General features: G+C 65.2%; 17 protein-coding genes. 6 read left to right on the top strand and 11 right to left on the bottom strand.

The window, feature by feature from the left end; translation table 11 throughout:
• Positions 1-291 precede the first annotated feature (291 nt).
• From rsmG to ACQR3T_RS10285, 4 genes are all read left to right on the top strand, one after another.
• Positions 292-969, top strand: coding sequence for a 16S rRNA (guanine(527)-N(7))-methyltransferase RsmG (rsmG, locus tag ACQR3T_RS10300; protein WP_037174972.1), 678 nt, complete (start codon positions 292-294; stop codon positions 967-969).
• Between the two features lie 82 nt (positions 970-1,051).
• Positions 1,052-2,062 carry a ParA family protein gene (locus tag ACQR3T_RS10295; protein ID WP_032378750.1) on the top strand — a complete coding sequence of 337 codons (1,011 nt, stop codon included), beginning with the start codon at positions 1,052-1,054 and terminating at the stop codon, positions 2,060-2,062.
• Between the two features lie 4 nt (positions 2,063-2,066).
• The gene (locus ACQR3T_RS10290) at positions 2,067-3,143 is read left to right on the top strand and encodes a ParB/RepB/Spo0J family partition protein (RefSeq protein WP_428693325.1); all 1,077 of its coding nucleotides are present in this window, start codon (positions 2,067-2,069) and stop codon (positions 3,141-3,143) included.
• 235 nt (positions 3,144-3,378) lie between these two features.
• The gene (locus ACQR3T_RS10285; RefSeq protein WP_037174975.1) at positions 3,379-4,059 is read left to right on the top strand and encodes a hypothetical protein; all 681 of its coding nucleotides are present in this window, start codon (positions 3,379-3,381) and stop codon (positions 4,057-4,059) included.
• A gap of 33 nt (positions 4,060-4,092) precedes the next feature.
• Here ACQR3T_RS10285 and ACQR3T_RS10280 read toward each other — a convergent pair whose 3' ends face one another.
• The 8 genes from ACQR3T_RS10280 to ACQR3T_RS10245 form a co-directional block, all read right to left on the bottom strand.
• A complete protein-coding gene (locus tag ACQR3T_RS10280; RefSeq protein WP_032378747.1) occupies positions 4,093-5,286 on the bottom strand; it encodes an N-acetylmuramoyl-L-alanine amidase in 1,194 nt (397 codons plus the stop codon).
• A 136-nt stretch (positions 5,287-5,422) separates the two neighbouring features.
• Positions 5,423-5,755, bottom strand: coding sequence for a thioredoxin (gene trxA / locus ACQR3T_RS10275; RefSeq protein ID WP_008711582.1), 333 nt, complete (start codon positions 5,753-5,755; stop codon positions 5,423-5,425).
• Positions 5,756-5,798: 43 nt separating this feature from the next.
• On the bottom strand, positions 5,799-6,788 hold the full coding sequence (trxB, locus tag ACQR3T_RS10270) for a thioredoxin-disulfide reductase (RefSeq protein WP_428693324.1): 990 nt from the start codon (positions 6,786-6,788) through the stop codon (positions 5,799-5,801).
• Between the two features lie 126 nt (positions 6,789-6,914).
• Positions 6,915-7,652, bottom strand: a complete 738-nt coding sequence (locus ACQR3T_RS10265; protein WP_428693323.1) for a hypothetical protein — start codon at positions 7,650-7,652, stop codon at positions 6,915-6,917.
• Between the two features lie 59 nt (positions 7,653-7,711).
• On the bottom strand, positions 7,712-8,293 hold the full coding sequence (sigM, locus tag ACQR3T_RS10260; protein ID WP_052058538.1) for an RNA polymerase sigma factor SigM: 582 nt from the start codon (positions 8,291-8,293) through the stop codon (positions 7,712-7,714).
• A gap of 99 nt (positions 8,294-8,392) precedes the next feature.
• The gene (locus ACQR3T_RS10255; RefSeq protein WP_428693322.1) at positions 8,393-12,619 is read right to left on the bottom strand and encodes a lipid II flippase MurJ; all 4,227 of its coding nucleotides are present in this window, start codon (positions 12,617-12,619) and stop codon (positions 8,393-8,395) included.
• Positions 12,616-15,024, bottom strand: a complete 2,409-nt coding sequence (locus tag ACQR3T_RS10250; RefSeq protein WP_428693321.1) for a glycoprotein — start codon at positions 15,022-15,024, stop codon at positions 12,616-12,618. Before ACQR3T_RS10250 ends, ACQR3T_RS10255 begins: the two co-directional genes overlap by 4 nt.
• On the bottom strand, positions 15,021-15,593 hold the full coding sequence (locus ACQR3T_RS10245) for an NUDIX hydrolase (RefSeq protein ID WP_032379451.1): 573 nt from the start codon (positions 15,591-15,593) through the stop codon (positions 15,021-15,023). The genes ACQR3T_RS10250 and ACQR3T_RS10245 overlap by 4 nt, the downstream gene beginning before the upstream one ends.
• Before the next feature lie 101 nt (positions 15,594-15,694).
• Between ACQR3T_RS10245 and ACQR3T_RS10240 the strand changes: the two genes are divergently transcribed.
• Positions 15,695-17,161 carry a CCA tRNA nucleotidyltransferase gene (locus tag ACQR3T_RS10240; RefSeq protein WP_428693320.1) on the top strand — a complete coding sequence of 489 codons (1,467 nt, stop codon included), beginning with the start codon at positions 15,695-15,697 and terminating at the stop codon, positions 17,159-17,161.
• 51 nt (positions 17,162-17,212) lie between these two features.
• Here the strand turns inward: ACQR3T_RS10240 and ACQR3T_RS10235 are convergent, their stop codons facing one another.
• Genes ACQR3T_RS10235 through ACQR3T_RS10225 form a run of 3 tightly spaced genes read right to left on the bottom strand, consistent with a single transcriptional unit; the run spans position 17,213 to position 21,008 of the window.
• The gene (locus ACQR3T_RS10235) at positions 17,213-18,727 is read right to left on the bottom strand and encodes a DUF4185 domain-containing protein (protein ID WP_428693319.1); all 1,515 of its coding nucleotides are present in this window, start codon (positions 18,725-18,727) and stop codon (positions 17,213-17,215) included.
• A 45-nt stretch (positions 18,728-18,772) separates the two neighbouring features.
• On the bottom strand, positions 18,773-20,059 hold the full coding sequence (locus ACQR3T_RS10230) for an MFS transporter (RefSeq protein ID WP_428693318.1): 1,287 nt from the start codon (positions 20,057-20,059) through the stop codon (positions 18,773-18,775).
• A gap of 10 nt (positions 20,060-20,069) precedes the next feature.
• Positions 20,070-21,008 (bottom strand): NAD-dependent epimerase/dehydratase family protein, encoded by a 939-nt coding sequence (locus tag ACQR3T_RS10225; protein ID WP_428693317.1) that lies wholly within the window; start codon positions 21,006-21,008, stop codon positions 20,070-20,072.
• A gap of 118 nt (positions 21,009-21,126) precedes the next feature.
• Here ACQR3T_RS10225 and ACQR3T_RS10220 point away from each other — a divergent pair, with 118 nt between their 5' ends.
• Positions 21,127-21,816, top strand: a complete 690-nt coding sequence (locus ACQR3T_RS10220) for a TetR/AcrR family transcriptional regulator (RefSeq protein WP_032379450.1) — start codon at positions 21,127-21,129, stop codon at positions 21,814-21,816.
• The last annotated feature ends 59 nt before the right edge of the window (positions 21,817-21,875 follow it).

Genomic DNA, 21,875 nt, shown 5'->3' with positions numbered 1-21,875 from the left:
GACGGCTGATCGAGCCGCGTGGCTCTCGCTCGGGCGACCCATCCGGGGTGCACCCCGGTCGGCGTCGTCGAGAACTGGGAGCCGATGGGATCTGGATCGTCAGGGAATCAGTTCGGCGGACGCCACCCGCAGGATTAGGGACCGCACATGGTCTGGACAGATACAAGGGATGGCGCCGCCCGGCTTGAGAAGTATCGGATAGCCCGCCGAGGAGAGCGATGTCCGAATCAGTGTGCAGTTTCGCGTACTTACAGCGATGTCGTTTGGCGTTCCGCGCCCGGGCACGGGAAGATGTTTCACGTGGAACAAGAACGCTCGGATAGCACCCAGTTGATGGCAATCGCGGAGCAGGTATTCGGGGACCGAATCGAATTGGCCCGGCAATATCACGACTCGTTGGCGACTGCGGGCGTCGAGCGTGGGCTCATCGGACCTCGAGAGGTTCCACGACTCTGGGAACGCCACATCCTCAACTGCGCGGCGATCGGCGAACTCATAGACGAGGGCGAGACCGTCGTGGACATCGGCAGCGGCGCGGGACTCCCTGGAATCCCGTTGGCAATCGCGAGGCCGGACCTACGTGTCACTCTTGTGGAGCCGCTTCTTCGCCGCACCGTGTACCTCGCCGAGTTCATCGAGGAGCACGATCTGAACGTCCTGGTTGTACGCGGTCGCGCTGAACAGCCCGGCGTGAAGAAGGAGGCGGGCGGCGCCGATGTGGTGACGTCACGGGCAGTGGCCCCGTTGGAGAAGCTGGCCAAGTGGTCGCTTCCTCTTGTTCACGATCACGGTCGGATGCTGGCTCTGAAGGGATCGAGCGCCGGTGAAGAGATCGAGCGAGACCGGGCTTCCCTCACACGGATGGGTGCTGGCAAGCTGGAGGTAGTGGAGTGTGGAGTGGGCCTGCTGCCTACTCCAACCATCGTCGTCAGAGCGGTCCGTCAGCCTCGGAGACCGGGTCGTCACTGACCTTCGGTTGCGGACTCGTCAGTCCCGCGCTCGTCCTTATCGATCGTATTGAACACAGTCAGTTCCGCACTAAGGAGCACATATGTCGGGTGGGTCCGATTCCGCTGTTTCACGTGAAACAGCATCCAAGAAGAACGCGTCCAACTCGTCCGAGTCGGCACCGGCGGTGAAGAAGAGCTCCGACTTCGAGTACACCAACGCGATCTCGCCCGACGACACTCCGATCGGTGCCGCGGCACATCGAGCCAGTCAGGTTCTGCACCCGGGATCGGTGTCGCTCCCGAAGCCGGCGAAGCGGCGCATGCTGACGATCGCCAATCAGAAGGGCGGCGTTGGCAAGACCACCACCGCCGTGAACCTGGCTGCCGCGCTCGCCCTTCAGGGCCTGACGGTCCTGGTGGTCGATCTCGACCCCCAGGGCAACGCCAGCACCGCTCTGGGCGTCGAGCACCACTCCGGTGTGCCGTCGAGCTACGAGGTGCTCATCGGTGAAGTCAGCGCCAAGGATGCCGTGCAGCAGAGCCCGCACAGCGAGCGACTGTTCTGCATTCCGGCCACGATCGATCTTGCCGGAGCAGAGATCGAGTTGGTGTCGATGGTTGCCCGTGAAGGCCGACTGAAGACAGCCCTGTCGGTCGAGGAGCTCGGGGGAATCGACGCGGACTTCATCCTGATCGACTGCCCTCCGTCACTCGGCCTGCTGACGGTCAACGCGCTCGTTGCAGCGACCGAGGTACTCATTCCGATCCAATGCGAGTACTACGCACTCGAAGGAGTGGGACAACTCCTGCGCAATATCGAGCTGGTGCAGTCGCATCTGAACCCCGAACTTCACGTCTCCACGGTGATCCTGACGATGTACGACGGCCGTACGAAGTTGGCGGACCAGGTCGCGGAAGAGGTCCGCAAGCACTTCGGGGACGCCGTCCTGAGGGCCGTCATTCCTCGGAGCGTGAAGGTATCCGAGGCACCCGGTTACGGCATGACGGTGCTCGATTACGACCCCGGTTCACGAGGTGCGATGAGTTACCTGGACGCCGGACGAGAACTCGCCGCGCGGTCGGCCGGCATCGACGAAGCACGAAAGAAGTAAATAGATGAGCCAAACGCGTAAAGGTGGCCTCGGCCGAGGCCTGGCCTCGCTCATTCCGACGGGACCCGATGCCGGGCCGCGCCTCGGCAGCGCTGCCGCAGACGTGATCATCGGGGCGGATCGCAATGCCAAGGACAAGCCGGATACGTCCACGAAGCCGAAGCGCACGCCGTCGGCCGACGACGCAACGGAGACTGCTACGGCTCCCACCCCGACGCCGCCTGTGCTCAACGGAGACGACCTCTCCCCCGTCGGCGCCGTGTATCGCGAGATCGCACCGGATCGAATCGAAGCCAATCCGAAGCAGCCGAGACACGTCTTCGACGATGAATCTCTCGGCGAATTGGTGCACTCGATCCGCGAATTCGGGCTCATGCAGCCCATCGTGGTTCGACTGGTTTCGGGTACCGCCGCCGCCGGAGACGCAAAATATCAGCTCGTCATGGGCGAGCGTCGGTGGCGTGCGAGCCAGGAAGCCGGCCTCGAGTCGATCCCCGCGATCGTGCGCGAAACAGCAGACGACGCAATGCTGCGCGATGCGTTGCTCGAAAACATCCATCGGGTACAGCTCAATCCGCTCGAAGAGGCGGCGGCGTATCAGCAACTGCTCGAAGAATTCGATGTGACCCACGAGGAATTGGCCGCGAAAATCGGGCGTTCACGTCCGGTCGTGACCAACATGATTCGACTGTTGAAGCTACCGATTCCGGTCCAGCGTCGAGTGGCGGCGGGAGTTCTGTCGGCCGGGCACGCTCGTGCACTGCTGTCGTTGGATGCAGGTTCCGATGCACAGGAGTCGTTGGCTGCGCGGATCGTTGCCGAAGGATTGTCCGTCCGCGCGACCGAGGAAGCCGTCACCCTTGCCAATCGGGAAGACGGAACGAGCCCGGAACCGGCACCTCGACGTAAGCCGATGCAGATGCCCGGGCTTCAGGACGTCGCCGACAGGCTCTCCGATTCCTTCGATACTCGGGTGACGGTCAGTTTGGGCAAGCGAAAAGGCAAGATTGTGGTCGAGTTCGGGTCGGTGGACGACCTCGAAAGGATCGTCGAGATGATGGAAGCGCAGAAGAAAAAGTAGCGGCGTTTTTTCAGGACCAGACGTACGCGGGCGAAACGTCACTGTGACGTAGCTCCACAATCTACGGTCTCGAAAGTCGCGATTGATGTCGAAAAACATTGTCATGCAACCTATTTCAGGGAAACGGTCCGCGCGAGAGGGTCGACGATCGGATCGCCTATTCTTGTCGAGGTACGGATCGGCTCCGAGACAGAATTTTCCCGTTGGAACGAATGCACGAAGGCTGAGGTAAGCGGTGTCGGCGATGGTGACCGGAGTGACTCTCGGTTCGTTCGAGCATCTGCCGTCGCATTCGCGGCGCTGTAGCTTCTGGGTGCTCGATCCTGCATCGGAGGATTTGTCGGTCGACCTCGAGTTCGAGAACGAAGTGTGGTTGTCGACCATCATGCTCGAGTGGGGATCATGTGGGCAGCTGTTGTCCGTCGACGGCAAGACGATCGGCTGCGCACTCTATTGCCCACCCCGTGCCGTTCCGCGGGCGAGTACGTTTCCGACGTCGCCCGTCAGTCACGACGCGGTTCTGCTGACGCAACTACGAATCGATTCTCCGGATGATGCCGATCTGCACTCGGCCACCCTGATTCAGGCGGTGGTGGGAGATCTCGTCAATCGAGGTGTGCGCGCCCTCGAGGCATTCGGCATTCGGCACAACGCCGACGACGCAGCGCCGGTGGTTCCGAATGCGACGGCACATCTGACGTGTTCGGCGTCGACGTGCATGATCGAGGCCGATTTTCTCGAGAAGGTCGGATTCGAAGTGATTGCACCCCATCACAGATTTCCCAGACTACGACTCGAGTTGGATCGGGATCACGGATGGAAGCAGGATGTCGAATCTGCATTGGAACAGTTGCTCATTGCAGCGAGCATCTCCGTCGTCGACATCGAACAGAAGTCGACCGTCGGAGCCCGCTGATTCTCGACCAGGAGATCAGGGGCGACTGGGAGATCAGGGGCGATCGGCGGCGGCGAGTTCCTCGGCGAGCAATTCGGCGAACGTGAAGGTTCCGGTCGGCTGATCGTCCTGACCCAGTAGATACAGCCGTTTCACGGCGATCAGAATTGCCTCGGCGATGATGTCGCGGAACCGCGGGTCGCTCAGCACCTCGACGTCGGATTCGTTGGTGAGGTATCCGACGTCGATCTGAATGGTCGGCATGTTGGTCAGGCGCAACAGATCCCACGTTCGGCCGTGGCTGCGGCAATCGAGAAGCGGTGTGCGAGCGACAATTTCGCGCTGCACATAGCTGGTGAGCACCTGCCCGATCATGGACGTCGAACCGTGCGAATTGCCGAAGTGGAAACTGGCGACGCCGTTGGCCACCGGGCTGGTGCTCGAGGCACACCGGAGGGAGATCATCAGATCGGCACCCCAGGCATTGGCAGTCTCGGCGCGATCGGCCACAGAGGGATTGGTGCCGCGGGCACGGGAGAGGAACGTATCCATTCCGGTCGCAGCCATTCGGCCTTCGAGGCGACTGGCCAGGTCCCACAGAATTTCCGATTCGGAGACTCGACCCAGCGCCCCGTCGACGATGCGTCCGGTATCGGCACCGCCGAGGTCGGGATCGATGACGATGCGCTTGCCGGTCAGCTGTGGTCCCGACTTTCGGACGAGCTCTTCTTCGCTCATGGCATGCGGTGATCCACCGGTGACACGCGTTCCGAGGAGATCGAGCGAACGCAACGTTGCCGGTCCGCAGATGCCATCCGGGGAAAGTCCGATTTCACGCTGGAACGAGGACAAGCCCTCGTGAGTGCGAGGGCCGAAGAAGCCGTCGACGCGTTCGTTGTAGAAACCGAGGTCCTGCAGTCGCGTCTGCAGTGAGGCGACGTCGTCTCCGTACAGCGGGGCGGACAACTGGTAGATGAGGGTTCGTGCGCCGAGATGGTACGACGCTTCTTTCAACGCTCGATACGTGGCCGGGCCGACGACACCGTCGACCAACAGACCACGGTGCTGCTGGAATGCGCGTACAGCCCCACCGAGGGCGCCGTCGAAGACGGAACCGGGAGCTGTCCAGTGACCGTCGTCCATGGGACCGGGCGGAACCACGGCCTCGTGAAGGAAGCCGAGAGCCGACAGGGTGCCGCGGACCTCGGCGACGGCGGGTCCGGAATCGCCGTGACTGAGTTCCTGCATCCTCGAAACGCCTCCAGATCGTTCTGACTACACCGCATCCCGATGCGGCTGATGTGCCGACGCTGGGCATCGGCACATCAGATGATTGTCGCAGAAAGACTGCCTTCCGCTGCAATCCACACGATTCGGGGGTGAATCAGATAACGCCTTCGAGGTCCTTGAGCAGCGCGGCCTTGCCCTTGGCGCCGACGATTTGCTTGACCGGCTTGCCACCCTGGAACAGGATGAGCGTCGGAATCGACATGACCTTGAAGTCGCGGGCGGCCTGCGGGTTGGCGTCGATGTCGAGCTTGGCGATCGTCAGCTTGTCCTTGTGCTCAGCGGCGATCTCCTCGAGAACCGGAGCGACCATCTTGCACGGGCCGCACCAGGTTGCCCAGAAGTCGACGAGGACGGGCTTCTCGCTGGTCAGCACGTCGTCGACGAACGACGCGTCGGTGATGGTGACTGTGCTCTTGTCGTCGGACATTTCTATCTCCTCGATGTAGGAAGCGGTGAGTGAACGGGGCCGGTCAGGCGTTGACTGCGTCGACCGGTTGATCGGCGTGTTCGAGCGTGTTGCTGGTGATGTCGCCCTGCTCGGCCAGCCAGCGCTCGGCGTCGATCGAAGCGGTACATCCGGTACCGGCAGCGGTGATCGCCTGCTGGTAGACGTGATCGACGAGGTCTCCGGCGGCGAAGACGCCCTCCACCGAGGTGGCCGACGACGGGGACGCGACCTTGACGTAGCCGGCGTCGTCGAGTTCGACCTGACCCTTGACCAGCTCGTTACGGGGATCGTGGCCGATGGCGACGAACATCCCGGTGACGTCGAGAGTCGTCTTCTCTCCGGTCTCGGCGTGCTCGAGCGAGATGCCGGTCACACTGGTCTCGCCCAGGACTTCGAGGACCTTGGTGTCGGTGAGGAAGCGGATCTTCTCGTTGTTCTTGGCACGCTCGAGCATGATGCGCGACGCACGGAACTCGCTGCGTCGGTGCACGATGGTGACGCTACGAGCGAACCGGGTGAGGAAGGTGGCCTCCTCCATCGCCGAGTCGCCACCACCGATGACGGCGATGTCCTGGTCGCGGAAGAAGAAGCCGTCGCAGGTGGCGCAGGCGCTGACGCCGCGTCCGAGAAGCTTTTCCTCGCCCGGGATCGACAGGTAGCGGGCTGCTGCGCCCATTGCGAGGATGATCGCGCGAGCCTGGTAGGTCTCGCCGCCCGCGGAGACGGTCTTGATCGGACCGGTCACATCGAGCTCCTCGACGTCCTCGGTGCGGATGTCGGCACCGAATCGCTTCGCCTGCTCGCGCATCTGCTCCATCAGATCGGGGCCCATGATGCCCTCACGGAACCCGGGAAAGTTCTCGACCTCGGTGGTCGTCATGAGTGCTCCACCGAACTGGGTTCCCTCGAACAGGATCGGTTCCAGCTCTGCGCGGGCCGCGTAGACACCGGCGGTATAACCGGCCGGTCCCGAACCGACGATGATGAGATCGTGAACCTTGGGGGTACTCAATGCAGACCTTCCGATCTTGTGCGGCGTGTACTGGCCGCCGACAGCCGAGTGCACACTGCACGCGCCGGTCGACGTACATCTGGTCAACACCACCCTAGAGGCAGTTGTTCCCCGGAGAGAGATGTGTCAGCCGATATCGCGCCGAGTCAGCACATCGGGGTTGGTACCGCCGCAGTCGTTGCCCACCGCCAAGGCGATGAACTGGGCCGGCTGCGCGCCTGCCAGCACAAGCAGGGTTCCGTCTCGGCCGTCGATCCTGACCCGAGTGGATCCGAGGACCGAGGTTGCGGGGTCGACGTCGTTGGCCGCCAGACACGCCTCGAGGTCCGCTGGATCCGAGAGGGTACCTGCATCGCGCTTGCCGAGAATGCTGAATGCGAAACCGGAGTCGAGGTCGGCGGAATCGAGAATCAGTGACCCGTCGGGTGCCGACGACGGTTCTGCGGCAACGGATTCGGGTGCGTCCGGGGTACGCCACACCGCTGCGAACACGACCGAACCGGTAGCGAGAAGTGCTGCGGCAGCGGCAATTCCGAGAACGACATGACGCCTGCGGGACCGGAACGGAACGACGACCGGATCGCTGAATTGCGGACCGGATTGCTCGACGGAATGGATCGTGCGATCGATCCGTTCGACGACGTCGGGCGGAATCGACAACGTCCCGGTCGGATCCTCGCCCATCTCGTTGAGCCGAGCCGACACCGCGTCGAGACCGGCGAGGACCTGCATCGACTGCTCGTCGCGACGGACCAGCGGCCACAGCCGACTGCTGACATCCTCGGGCAGGGCATCGGCATGCAGTTCGGCCAACAGCTCAGGTGAGAACGGGGCATCGGGTAGCGCATCGGTGCTCGACGACACGTTCCTGCCTCCCTTCGCCGAATCTGCTTTCTCTCTCACACGATATAGACGCGAGGGGTCTAGATTCGGTTCCCTGCGTCTTTCAAGTAGGCGAGCTGCGTCGAGAGTTTGAGTCGACCACGTGCGCATCGACTCTTGACGGTACCGGTGGGAACGCCGAGCAGAACGGCTGCGTCGGCCACCGAGTAGCCCTCCATGTCCACGATGACGACGGCCGCACGCTGATCGGGCGGCAGCGTCATCAGAGCCTGCCGGACCAGAATGGTGGTCTCCGTCTCGGAGATGCGGTCTCTGGGCGACGCGGGCTCGTGACTTTCGTTTTCGCTCAACGGAACCGAGGGCCGTACTTTGTTGCGGCGGATGCGGTCCAGGCAGGCGTTGACGACGATCTTGTGCAACCAGCTGCGGACGGCGGCGTCGGCGCGGAACGACCCGGCGGTGCGATGGGCGGAAAGCAGAGCCTCCTGCAGAGCGTCGGAGGCGTCCTCGGGTGTGTAGCTCGTGCGACGAGCTGTCAGCCACAGATGCTCGTGGTGTCGGTAGATCAAAGTGGCGAATGCGTTCGGCTCCCCGGCCGCATGAGCAGCCAGAAGTTCCGCATCCGTGCGCTCCCCTAGCGCCGAATCGATACGTTCGGTCATACGAAAACGGCTCCCCCCGTGTTAACGCATTGGGGGGAGCCTAGGCCATGGAGACCGTGAAGTACGAAACGAGCCCGGATTCCGTACCGAGCGTCGGGTCTAGGAGTCGAAACCGATCCCGGAGATCGACGTGGCGATGCGGCCGCCCTGCTCTCCGAGTGTGGTGATCCAGACGAGCACGTTCCCGGTGGGCTCGGCGTCGTCGAGGGCGATGTCGGTTCGGCCGTTTTGCAGAGTGGCTTCACCGAGCAGCGTGGTATCGCTCAGGCTGGGCGAGTCGTTCGGTGCCGACCTGATCTCGACGACGGTTCCCGGGGACGTCGACTCGATCCACGCATTGTTCAGCGCTGTCGCCGGAATCGTGACGAGCAGGCCCACGCCGTTCTTCAGAGCGGGGAACTGCTGGAAATACGAGTCGGTCGTCCACGCGGTGCTGGGGTCGTTGTCGATCACGTTGGACGCCGTGCTGGGGTTGTCGGCCGAACCCTGCGGCGAGAAGACGCTGACACCGTTCAAGGCAACGGGCCCACCCGTCTCGGCAGGGGGTGCGGCAGTTTCGCCTGCGGGAGGTGCCGCCGCCGGAGTGGTGAGGCCGAATTCCTGGCTGTCGAGGGGCGCGTCCGTGCTGTCACCGGCGATCGAGGTGAACAGCCAGTAGCCGGCGAACGCCAGAATGACGACCGTCAACGCACCGAGGATTGCGATGGCGATATTGGTGCGGGTTGATTTGGCCTTCTCGGCGGCGATTTCCTCGGGGTCGGCGAGCGAATGCCCGCTGGCTCCTGGTGCGCGCTGGCCCAGTCGTAGAGCCGGCATCAGATCGGTCTTGTCGTTGACGACGGCGGCCTGATCGAGGACGTGCTGCACGGTGGCAGCCGTACGGATGCCACTGTTCTGCTCGAGCGCCCGCACTGCGACCGCAGAGATCTCGAACGGAACGTCGGGACGAACCTGCCTCGGCTCGAGCGGCGCGCCCTTGTCGTCTCGGTCGGCCGGACGCATGCCGCCGACGCTGCGAGCCGGAGCCGCATCACCGGACACGACCGATCCGCCGGTGGTGTCGGACAGTGGCCACCTGGCCGTGATGAGGGCGTAGAGCATGGCACCGAGACCGCGGACGTCCGAACTCGGATCGGCGTCGGCGAGCGTGGCCGGGAAAGCGAGGACGGCATTGCCGCTGGAGCTGATGCGCACGCGATCGGGGTGATCGATCGACAGGGCACCGCCGCTGCGGTGTGCTGCCTCGGCCGCTGCAGCCAGAACCTTGATCGCGCGAGCAGCCCCGGTGGGTGCAGGCACGGTGTCGGCCATTTCGCGTAGCGACCGGCCGGGCGTCCACTCTGCGACGACGATGCCGCCGGAGCTGCCACGCACCACGTCGAGCACGCGCGCAAGCCCGGGCGAATTGATCCGACCCAGGCGCAGTGTGCGCGAGAGGATCGCCTGCGGACCCTCGGTGCGATCGGTGGGTGACGCGGTGGACTGCTGGTCGGCGTCGACGAACGTCAGTGCCACCTCGCGGTCCAGCTTGACGTCGTGGGCCTGCCAGAACTTGAGTCCACGTGCGCCGCCGTGCGGAGCCAGGAGTCGATACCGTCCACCAGCGACGGAGGCACCGGGAATGAGCGTCGGGCCACGAAGAGTCCGCTCGGGCGCGGGGGCAGCCGCACCGGTCGCCTCGGACTTGTCAGTGGTGGCCTTCTCCGTCGCCTTGTCCGTGGTCGGAGCCGTTGCCGTGTCCTCGGACACCGCCTCGGGCTTCGAATCCTTGTCGGTTGTCTTCTTGTCGGCGGGCTCTTCGACCGGCAGTTGTGCCTTCGAGATCGAGATGGTCTTGTCGGTCGGGCGCGACGCCAGAACGGACTTGGAGATGGATACCGTTCGATCGGCCGGCTTCGGAGCAGGCTCGGTGGCGGCGCTCTTGTCGGTAGTGGCTTCTTCGGTGGTGGCGTCTTCGGCACTCGTCTTGTCGGTAGTCGCCTCGTTCTCCGATTCGACCGCGTCGGCCGTCTCTGCCGACTTCTCGCTGCCCTTGTCGGAATCCGCAGCAGTCTTCGCTGCCTCCGAGGACGCAGGAGTGATTGCCTTGGCGGGAGCCGCTGTCTTGGCCGGCGTCTTGGGCTCGGCCTTCACGGGCTCGGTGCGGTCCTGGGTGTCGACTTCGACTCCGCCGCTCGTTCGGTCGGCTTCGTTTGCTGGAGACTGTGCCGGCCCCCCAGCAACATCGTCGTCGGTCACTGTCACTCCTTCAGGCGAATATGCCCCGTGTTGTTCTGCAAACGGTCGACCCGTGTGGGCGTATGCCCCCGGGTGCCGAGGACCAGGGTACGGGAGCCGATCCCGCGCAGTGTCCCATGTGGGCTCGGTTCGAATAACCGGAATCACGCCGGTTTCTGCAGCGGCCAGATCGGCGTCCCGGTCGGCAGGCGCGCCACGGAATCGACGAACGACGCGGCTCAGGGCCACCGTGACCGCCAGGACTTCGGGAATCTTGCCGAACCAGAGGATCGAGAACGTGATGCCGAGCATGACGATGGCGTCGATCGCGACGCGGACGAAGTTTCCGATCCAGCCGTTCGTCATGGCATCGAGCCCGAGGATCCGGTCGATCGCAAGCATGGCAGCACCGCCGGCCAGCGAGGCGATGAGGACCAGCCAGATGGTTTTGCCGACGTTGGCCATCCGCAGGTTGCCCAGGCTCTTGTGCAGCAGGTATCCGCCGATGATCGCGCCGACGGTGTAGCCGAGGCCGGTGGCCGTTCCGAGGAGCAGCACCACCTGGTTCGGATCGGACGCGACCATCGGGGCGAGGAGCGACAGGCCGATCTTCACGGCGGTGATGCCGAGGATGATCCAGGTCGGTGTCCAGGCCTGTTCACGTGCGTAGAAGACACGCAGGTGGATCAGCACCAGGGCGTACGGGATGAGGGAGAACGCCGACCAGCTGACGGCCTCACCGAGTCGGCTCGCAACGTCGGCAAATCGGCCGAACCCGTACAGCGCCTCGCCGACCCACGGCCCCGCGAAGGTCAGGAACACCACGATCGGGACCAGCGTCACCATCGTCAGCCGGGTGGCAACGGACAAATCGTCGACGACCGACGGAGTGTCACCGTTGGCCGCATTGCGACTGAGCCTGGGCATGATGGCCGTCAGTACCGTGACGCCGAGGATGCCGTAGGGCAGCTGCAGCACGATCCAGGCCTGCGAGTAGATCGTGTTGCTCGCATCGTCGGTGCCCGACGCGATGTTGGTGGCAACGATCAGCCCGACCTGGCTGATGACGACGTAGAGCACGATGGCGGCGGCCATCGCGCCGAACTTCTTGAGGCGTTCGTCGAATCCCCACAGTGGGCGTAGGTCGATGCGTTCGCGTCGCAGCGCGGGAATCAGGGCCAGTACCTGCGTGATGACACCCGTGGTGACGCCGAGGCCGATGACGAGCACCTGCGTGGTGCTCATTTCGTTCGGATTCAACGTGGGGTCGTCCGGAATCAGGAAGTAGATGCCGAACACCGCGAGTACTACCAGGTTGTTGAACACCGGTGCCCACGCGCCGGGCTTGAAATTCTGCCTGGTGTTCAGGACCGCGGTGAGCAGACCGGACAGACCGTAGAACAGCAACGCCGGAAGTACCAGGTACGTCAGCGAGATGGTCAGGTCCTCGTTGACCTTCGGATCTCCCGACAGCATCAGCCGCGCCAGCAGCGGCGCGGCCATGGTCGCTCCGAGCGCAACGGTCCCCAGCAACGCGACTGCGATGGTGAACAGGCGTCGAACGAATGCCCGCCCGCCGTCGGCGTCTTCCTGCTCGGCCCGGACCAGCACCGGAACGACAATCGCTCCCAGTACCGCGCCGAGGACCAACTCGGAGATCATGTTCGGCAGAATCGTCGAGACGGTGAACGCACTGGCCAGCCCTGCGCCGAGGGTGGCCGTCATGGCGACCTGCTTGGCGAATCCGGTGATGCGGCTGACCAGGGTTGCTACCGCGATGGATCCCGACGCGGCCAGCAACGACTTCTGTGGCCTCGGCTCGGGCTGCGATGCCGGGTCTGACCCGCCCGGCGGAACTTTCGACGGAGGAACCGTTCCCGACGGCGCCTGGGGGTAGTCCTCGTCGCGGAACCGCGGGATGAGTTGGGTGACGGCATCGTCGGCGGCCGGTTGACCGTCCAGCGGGGGCGGTGCCGGGTACGAGCGCAGCTCGGGAGTCGACTGCCGTTCCCAGGGTGCCGACCGCGGTGGCGTCGTGCGCCGGAAAACCTGTGCTGCCGGCATACGCGACCGCGGCAGGTCCCCGTCGTACGGGACGTTTCCTGTCATGGTCTCTCGTACCCTTCGTCGGCCGGGTCGGGTTGACCTCTGAATCGATGCCAGAGTCGTCGACCTGCAAGTAACAGTAGGAGAGCGCCGGCGCAGGCGGTAATTATGGCCAGCGCCTGGCCGTACGCGTTCGACCGTACGGATACCGTGGACACTTCGCCGAGCCTGCTGCCGTCGAGCGCCGTCACGGAGAAGTCCACCGACAGGTTGCGGGTGGCGTCGACCTCGGCCGGGACGGTGATGGTTCGTGAGCCACGGGCGGGGAGCTGGGTGACGCCGACGTCGCTGATCGTCATTTCCGGTGGCGCATCGACTCGGAGCAGCACGTTGACCGGCATCGGCAGGTCGTTGCGCGCGACCAGCAGCAACGGGCTCTGCTCGGAGGCGAGGGTGTACACGCCGCCCGGCGCGAGCACGGTCACCGATCCGTAGATGGTGTCGATGCCGATCCGGGTTGCGGCGAGTCGGGTGAATGCCATGGTGCCGGTCTTGTCGGCCATCGAACTGGCTCGGCCCGCCGTCGAGAGTGCGCGGAGCATGTCTTCGCGCAGCGGTGCGGTGAACAGACGCGGGGTGAGCGCCGATTGGGGGTCGTCGACCAGCGACTGCATGAGGGTCTCGATCCGATCGCTCTGCGATCGCACCAGGCCGATGGTGCCGGTGTCGAGTTCGGTGGCGGCATCGACGCTGGTCACCGGAGTGCCCGAGGTGGGCTCGGCAATCAGCTCTGCCAGCGGGCGAGGCGTCGCCAATCCGGAACGTAGCAGCGAGGACACCGTCGAGAGAATGGCCGACGGCTCGTCTCCCCCTGCGGTCCAGTACTGCGGGGGTGCGACGGTGACGGTGCGCCCGGGCCGATCGGTGCCGACGAGAGCATGGAAGTTGATGGCACCGAGTGCGTCCTGCAGTCGCGCTGTGCGGGAGTCCGTGTCGAGGTCGTAGCGCTGCTCGGCTGGAGTGAGGGCGGGAGTGGACGGGGTAGCTCCCATGCCGGCCAGTGCCGCTGCGGTGGCCGCGTCGTAGTGGGCAGCGGCCAGCGTCGAGGGCGGCTGGGTTCCGGTCGGAGGAACGTTCGTCGACAGCAGCTGGGCCATCGGTGCCGATGTCGGTGGACTGATGCTGTTGTCGGCCACCAACACGGTTCCGGTGCCCGCCGCGCGTAGAGCGTCGGCGGTGTCGGCGTCCACGCCTCCGGTGGGGCTCCAGGTGAAGCCCCGCGTCGACGTGATGCCGAGGATGCCGTCGACGACATCTGCAGGCGTGGAGATCGCGCTCTGGATCAGCGAGGCGTCGCCGATGTCGGCCACCGCCCCCAGGTCTGTCTGCGCGAACGGCATCGCAGTCACGCAGGTGCTCGACGCGATGGCTTCCAGGCGAGAGAGCCATTGGGTCGCAGCCGCGCTCCCGGTGCCGTCCCGAGCGGTGCTCGCAGGATCGGCCGGATCGTCGACGACGAGGTAGCCGCGGGTCATGTTCGAGACGGTGACCAGCAGGTCGGGATCGATGCCGATGCACAGGCTCGACGCGAGGTTGCCGCCGGGATCGAGGCCCGGTTGCGTCGCGAACTCCACGGCCTTGAGCAGGGTGTCGAGTCGTCCGCCCGAGGCGAGCTCGCCGGCCAGTTCGTCGTCGATCAGTCGCACACGCTCGTCGACCGAACCGGGTAGTCCGGCGGCAAGGCGCGGAATGTCGGCCAGTGGCCACAGCACGGTCATCGCCACGGGGTTGCGCGTGTTCGGAGGCAGCGGCAGCGCGTCGGGAGCAGCCGGGTCCATCTCGCCCGGGTTACGCGGCAGCCCGACGACAGGGAGCAAGAAGCGTGCGTCGTCGAGTCGTGCGGTTCCGCCGTACTCGGGCGTGCCGTTGACATTGAGCAGCAGTGGGTAGACGCCGGGTGCCTCGATCCCGAGCGAGGGCTCGGTAGTGCTGCGCAGTTGCATCGACAGGTCGAACTGGCGGCTCTCGTCCTTCTCCAACGACTCGGCCACCGTGACGAAATCGCCGACGCGGTCGAATCGTTCCTGGTCGAGGGTCAGCGAGGTGCGCAGGTCTGCCGTGGTGTCGATGGCGGCCGAGGCCTGCATGCGGACACTGACGTCGTCGACGCGTCGGTCTCCGGTGTTGGTCACCGTGGCCCGGACCGTCACGAACGGGTCGCTGCTGGTGGTGACGGTCGACGGGGCGACGGTCTCGATGCTCAGCGTCAGAAAGGGGTTGCCGGCCTGCGTCATCGGGGTGTCCGGAACGGCGCTGGTGGACTCGACATCGCCGACGGACGCGTCGGGCTGAGCTGTGGCCGTCGGAAGCTGTGTGGGGACAACCGTCGCCACCCCGACGGCCGGCGCCACCGCAAGGAGGAACGAGGTCAGTGCGGCGGCAGTGACCTTCCGGGCCCGCACGATCACTTCTCGCCGGGGGTCGGTGCGCTCGAGTTCCCGTTGTTCGTGCTGCTGTTCATGTCGTCGATGAGGCGGGTGGCGATCGCGGCGAGTTTGCGTTCGTCTGCGTAGGCGAGTCGCGACGGCAGTTCGCTCAGCGGTACCCAGGCGACCTCGGTGACTTCGAGGTCCTCGTCCGAGAGTTCGCCGCCGAGGAATCGGAGCAGGTAGTGGTGGACGGTCTTGTGGACGCGTCGGCCCTCGGTGACGAACCAGTAGTCGATGCTGCCCAGCGATGCCAGGACGGTCCCGCGGATGCCGGTTTCCTCGGCGACCTCGCGCATGGCTGTCTGTTCGGCGGTTTCGCCTTGCTCGATGTGACCCTTGGGCAGGGACCAGAGCAGACGTCCGCGACGGTCGGTACGTCCGATCAGGGCGGCGCAGCGGGTGGCGGGCGGACCGTCGAGGCCGTCGACCACCAGGCCCCCTGCCGAGGTTTCGCGGACGGTCCGCAGCTTGGGTGCTTCGGTGTCGGCGCGTGCCTGACGCCGCCGCGGATTGCGGCGACTCCTGTTCGATCGTTCGGCAGCAGACACCCGATCCATACTAGTTGCCCATGCGCACTCTTCTGCCGTGCCGCACCGCGGGGTAAAGGCCGGGACAATCGATCGCCTCGGCGCAAGTAGGCTCTTCCACCGTGGCCGATCAGTCCCTGTCTTCCGTTTCCGCCGAGCAGACCGATGCCCGCCGGGAGAGGTTGCTGGCCGGAGCGGCGGTGACGCTGCGCGAGCTCGCTCCGGTGTTGACTCCGCTCGGTGCTCTGTTCGCGGCGGCCGGGCACGAGCTGTATCTCGTCGGCGGGACGGTACGCGACGCGGTTCTCGGTCGACTCGGCACCGATCTGGATTTCACCACCGACGCCAGGCCCGAGGACGTGCAGGCGATGCTGTCGGGCTGGGCGGATCATCAGTGGGATACGGGCATCGCGTTCGGCACGATCAGTGCGGCCAAGGACGACCAGCAGATCGAGATCACCACCTACCGCACCGATTCCTACGATCAGGTCTCCCGTAATCCCGAAGTGCAATACGGCAACAGCCTCGAAGAAGATCTCGTTCGACGCGATTTCACGGTCAACGCCATGGCCGTGCGTCTGGGAGCCGACGGCGCACAGGAGTTCGTCGATCCGCTCGGCGGGATGGATGCGCTGCTCGAGGGCGTACTCGACACGCCGTCGGCACCGGAGGTCTCCTTCGGCGACGATCCCCTCCGCATGCTGCGCGCCGCGAGGTTCGTCTCCCAGCTCGGATTTTCGCTGATGCCCCGGGTGCACCGGGCCATCGAGGACATGGCGGATCAGATCGACCGGATCACGGCCGAGCGAATCCAGGTGGAGCTCGACAAGCTGATGCTCGGCGCGCACCCGATAGACGGCATCGACGTGATGTGCGAGACGGGGTTGGCGCAGCGGATCATCCCCGAGGTTCCCAACATGAAGCTCGAGATCGACGAGCATCACCAACACAAGGACGTGTATTCGCACTCGCTGACGGTGCTGAAGCAGGCGATCGATTTGGAAGACGGCGATCCGGATCTCGTATTGCGTTGGGCTGCACTGCTTCACGACATCGGCAAGCCCGATACCAAGCGAAACGAGCCGGGCGGTGGAGTGAGTTTCCACCACCACGAGGTCGTCGGAGCCAAGTTGGTGCGAAAGCGTATGCGCGCCTTGAAGTATTCCAAGAAGATGATCGAGGAAGTCTCGCATCTGGTGTTCCTGCATCTGCGGTTCCACGGCTACGGCAAGGGTCAATGGACCGACTCCGCCGTCCGCCGCTACGCCACCGATGCCGGCGAGCTACTTCCGAAGTTGCACAAGCTCGTTCGAGCCGATTCGACCACCAGGAACAAACGCCGCGCGGCCGCGCTGCAGGCGACGTACGACGATCTCGAAGAGCGCATCGCCCGCATCGCCGAGCAGGAGGATCTGGCCCGGGTCCGCCCCGATCTCGACGGCAACGCGATCATGGAGTTGCTCGGCATCCCGGCCGGTCCCGACGTGGGCAAGGCATGGAAGTTCCTGAAGGAACTCCGACTCGATCGCGGACCACTGACCCGCGAGGACGCCGAAGCGGCGCTGCTCGAGTGGTGGCCTACGCACTAGACGCGTCCCGCGCACGTGCGCGGAACCTCGTAGCCCACTACGAACTTCCATTCACGACGAGCGAAGCTCGGCCTTGACGAGGTAGACGTTGTAGCTGTCCCACTCGGACATGGTGAAGTACAGCTCGTTCGGCGTCGACCAGGGGTGGATGAAGCCGCCGTACGCCTTCGGGTACTCGGCAGTGTCGATCAACGTGCTGGGCGGAGTCCACTCCCCCTGCGGTGAATTCGCCTCTCGCAGGACGATATCGCCGCGAATCGGGTCGAGGTAGGTCATCTGCCACAGGTCTCGGGATTCGTCGTGATGGACCGACAGTTCCCCGGCCATACCGTCGGCGATGGGGGTGGCCTCGTTCGAGTCGACCGGAGCCCAGGTGCCGTTCACCCAGTATTGGTAGGCGGTCTTGTTCAGCACGTCCGCTTTCGGGACGCGAGCGAGACCGACCTGTCCGACGCGTCCGTTGACGGTGCCGAACATGTAGACGTACTCCCCCGCCGGGACCATCGTCGACACCTGGAACTTGGAGAAGCCGAACACGTTGTCCCACTTGGCATGATCGTCCTTCACCCAGGTGGAACCGTTGTCGTCGGAATAGGCGATGCCGCCGTAGTTGGTCCACCACAGTCCGGGAATCGTGCTCCAGCGCCTGATCGACATGTACGACATGTACTGCCGATCGTCGATGGCGAACCCGGAGGTGGGAATGACCGTGGTCTCCCAGTTCTTCACCTTGCGCGAAGGCAGTAATTCGGCTGCGTGACAACGGGAATCCTGCACCATCGAGTCCAGGGTCATGCCGTCGGTCAGGTCGGTGTCGGTGCTGTGACCCAGTACGTTCGACCGCCAGTCCTCTCCGCCGACGACGCCGAATTCCCAGCCCTTGCCGAAGGAGTCGCCGAATGCGACGGCGACCTCGCCCGGGTTGCTCTCCCACATGATGCCGAGGTCGGTGCCGTCGACCTGCCAGCGCTTGTCGGTGCGGTTCGTCGATCCCGGTCCGGTCAGCTGCGAGACCACATCGACAGTTCCGACGGCGGTTGCCGCCGGCGGTGGCGTACTCGGCCCTGGCTCTGCTGCGGTGACGGCCGGGGCAGGGGGCGGTGTTGCCGGGGTGCCACCGGGGCCGGGGATCGGAATGGGGATGGTTTCGGGCTGTGGGTCGATCTCGATTCGGGGGAAGGGCAGGCGGCCTGCAGACCCTGTCCCCGACGTGGGTGATTCGGCGGGGTCGGTCAGATCGGGGCACGGGTCCGCGCACGGGTCGCTGAGCGGATCGGCCTGGACGCGGGTGTTGTTCGGGACCGGGTCGGGTACCGGAACCAGTTCGAGGGACGGGTACGGCACGGGTATCACCAGGCGGTCCGGTAGCGGGGGGAGCTGCGGCGGATTTCCCGGGCCGATGGGTTCGGGTGGATGGTCCCTGGGATCGAATCCTGTTTCGCCGCAAGAGTTCACCGGGGGTGGGGGCGCGGCGAACGCCGGGGGCGCAGCAAGGACCGCTGTTCCCGCGGCAACCGCGAAGATACAGCCGAGCGACGTTGTGCGGCCGTACATGTGGTTCCCCATCTCCCCGACGAAAACTCCCGGTCCGATACGGAAAGGTACACCACGTCAGCGGCGTGCGCGCCTGCTGACGAGGGCCACTGCGATCAATCCGAGGGCGTAGAGGCCCGCTCCGGCGAACACCAGGGCGTGCGCAGTGGGATCCTGGCTCAGATCGGTGGTGGTGGGCCCGACTACGAATGCCGCCGCGGCCAGAGCGCCGACGAACGCGATGTTGAAGACTGTGTCCTGCAGAGCGAACACCCGCCCGCGGTGGGCATCGTCGATCTCGATCTGCATGGCGGCGTCACCGCTGAGTTTGACTGTCTGCCCGGCGATCCCGAGAAAGAAGGCTCCAATCAGCAGGCTGTTCTGCGTCAGGCCGGAGACGGCTCCGAGCTGGGCCGCGATGGCAAGGACGAGGGCCGCGGCGATCGTGGGGGTCCGTCCGAACCGCGGAACGACGAACGGGGTGATGACGGCCGCGAGGAACATGCCGACGGCTGTGGCACCGACGGCTATCCCGAAGCCCGCGAGCCCTCCCGGCAAAGTGCTCGCGGTGGCCTCGCGCAGAACCAACACCATGATCAACGTGTTGATGCCGAACACCACGCGGTGTGCGCCGATACCGATCATGGCTGCCGTCACTCCGGGCGCTCGCCAGACGGCGAGAGCACCCGACTTCAGTCCGGCAGCAACATCTTCCACAGGATTGTCGGTTCGGATCTCGGTGCCCGGTCCGAGTGACCGTGGTCGGAAGCGTGCCGCCGCGATCGCCCCGACGATCGACCCGGTGGCGGCGACACCCACAGCCACACCCGAGCCGAGATCGCCGGCACCGACGAGGCTGATCACGGCGACGGCGAGCCCGGCACCGGCGGCAGCGAAACCGGACCCGACGGTGGCCAACACCGAGTTCATCGGGACCAACCAGGACTGCCGAACCACATGGGGCAGTGAGGCAGAGGCCCCGGCCAGGACGAACCGGCTCAGCCCGACGGTAGCCAGCGCCAACAGCAACAACGGCGTCGCGTCGACTCCGGCGCACAGCAGGATGGCAGTAGCGACGATCAGAACGATGCGAACGATGTTCGCCCACAACAGGACCGATCGTCGGTCCCAGCGATCCAGAAGGGCTCCGGCGAAAGGCCCGACCAACGAATACGGTACGAGCAGCACCGCAAATCCGGCCGCGATCTCGGCTGGATTGGTCGCGCGCTCGGGATTGAACAGGATCGCACCGCTCAGTGCCGCCTGAAACAATCCGTCGCCGCACTGACCGGCGAACCGAATGGTGGTGAGCTTGCCGACTCCTGGGGACCGACGTAGGCGGGTACGGAAGGAGGCGTCGTTCACCGAGGGGACTCTAGTTGCCGCTGACCACCGCAGGAACCGCAGCCTTCCACCACGCCATCGTTGCGGCGGTGCCGTCGGCGAGCGAGGTGGGTTCGAGTCCCAGGATCGTCTCGCTGCGGCTCGAGTCGAGCACATACGGGTAGCGGAACTGGTACAGGGTGTCGCCGAGTTCCTTCATCGGTCCTGGCACGACGCTCAGTGCCCGCATCACCCAGGCCGGAATGGTGCCTGTCTTGGGAGTGGGCACGTGGGCCGCGGCGGAGAACATCTCGATCATCGACCGCTGCGATACCGCGGGAGCAGTAGGTGCGTGCAGGACGGTGTTCCAGGTCGTCGGTGACGCGGCGGCCGTGATCATCGACGCGGCGAGATCCGGCACGTAGGTGAACGAGTGGGGTAGGTCCGCGGAGGCGATGACGCGGATCGTCTTGCCGGCCAGGATGGGCGCGATCACCCTCTCGCCCATGTGGGACGTCATGACGCGAGGCCCGTAGAAGTCCGAGGCAGCGACGCTGACAGTGGGAGTCGAGTGCATCTCGCGAGCCGCCAGGAGCTGCGTACGCACACCCAACTTGCGGTAGGTGGCTTTGCGGGGAGTGTTCTCGCGGATCGGGCCGTCGACTCGGCCGTAGGCGTACAGACTTTCGGGGAACGCGACGATCGTGCCCGCGGCTGCGTCGAGCACTCGCTTTTCCATCGCTTCGAGCTTGTCCCGCCAGACCGCGTCGTCGTAGGCGGCGTGGGTGCAATGGTAGATGGCGGTGGCCCCGCTCAGATGGGGTCGAAGATCATCGGATTCGATGTCGACGGCGCGGCGCTCGATCATCGGATGATCGGGTCCGCTACCGGACCGGGTCAGAACCCGCACCGAATGGCCCTGTGCAGCAAGTTGTTCGGCAACGGTCCAGCCGACGGGCCCGGCTCCGGTGACGACGTGTAGTTCGGTCATGATGTGCTCCCTTTCCTGCAAACGAGAGCGGTGCTCTCTGTTGATACGAGTGTGCACCCTGGACGCACGAAAAGCAAGAGCAGTGCTCTCTCGCAAGAGCGGCAGTTACAGTGAGCCCATGGCGAGCACCCCCCGGACCCGAGCCCGCGCGCAGACCCTGGCCGACATCACCCGTATCGGGCGCGATCATCTGGCCGCCGGTGGCGCGGCCGCATTGTCGTTGCGGGCCGTCGCGAGGGATCTCGGAGTCGTGTCCTCCGCGGTGTACCGATACGTCTCGAGCCGGGACGAATTGCTGACCCTGCTCGTCGTCGACGCATACACCGAGCTCGGGGACACCGTCGACGCAGCGGTGGACGCCGCCGAGGGACCGAGAGAGAAGTTCCTGGCCCTCGGCCGGACGGTGCGGCAGTGGGGATTGCGAGAGCCGGCACGGTATGCGTTGCTGTTCGGCAGCCCGGTACCCGGCTACCACGCTCCCGCGGAGCAGACCACCGGGCCGGGCACCCGCGTGATCACCGCGCTGGTCCAGGTCCTCGACTCCGCCTGGGCGGATGCCCGGCCCGCGGCCCCGACCGATGTGTCGGCACCGGCATCACTGCACGGCAGCTTCGAGGAGATCCGCCGGGAGATGGGAACAGACCTGCCCGACGAGCTGATGGCCCGGGGAGTGATGGTGTGGGCATCGCTGTTCGGCGCGATCAGCTTCGATGTGTTCGATCAGTACGGTGCCACGACATTCGCCAGCAGGGACGACTTGTTCGAATATCAGTTGGGATTGTTGACGAAGATCGCGGGGCTCGAGTAGGAGCAGGGACTGGCCGCATCGCTTGCGCCACATCCGGCGGTGCGCGGTGCCACAATGGC

Source organism: Rhodococcus sp. IEGM1428, from assembly GCF_050321865.1.
In the GTDB taxonomy this organism is placed as follows: Bacteria; Actinomycetota; Actinomycetes; order Mycobacteriales; family Mycobacteriaceae; genus Rhodococcoides.
This window is presented reverse-complemented; position numbering and strand designations above follow the sequence as displayed.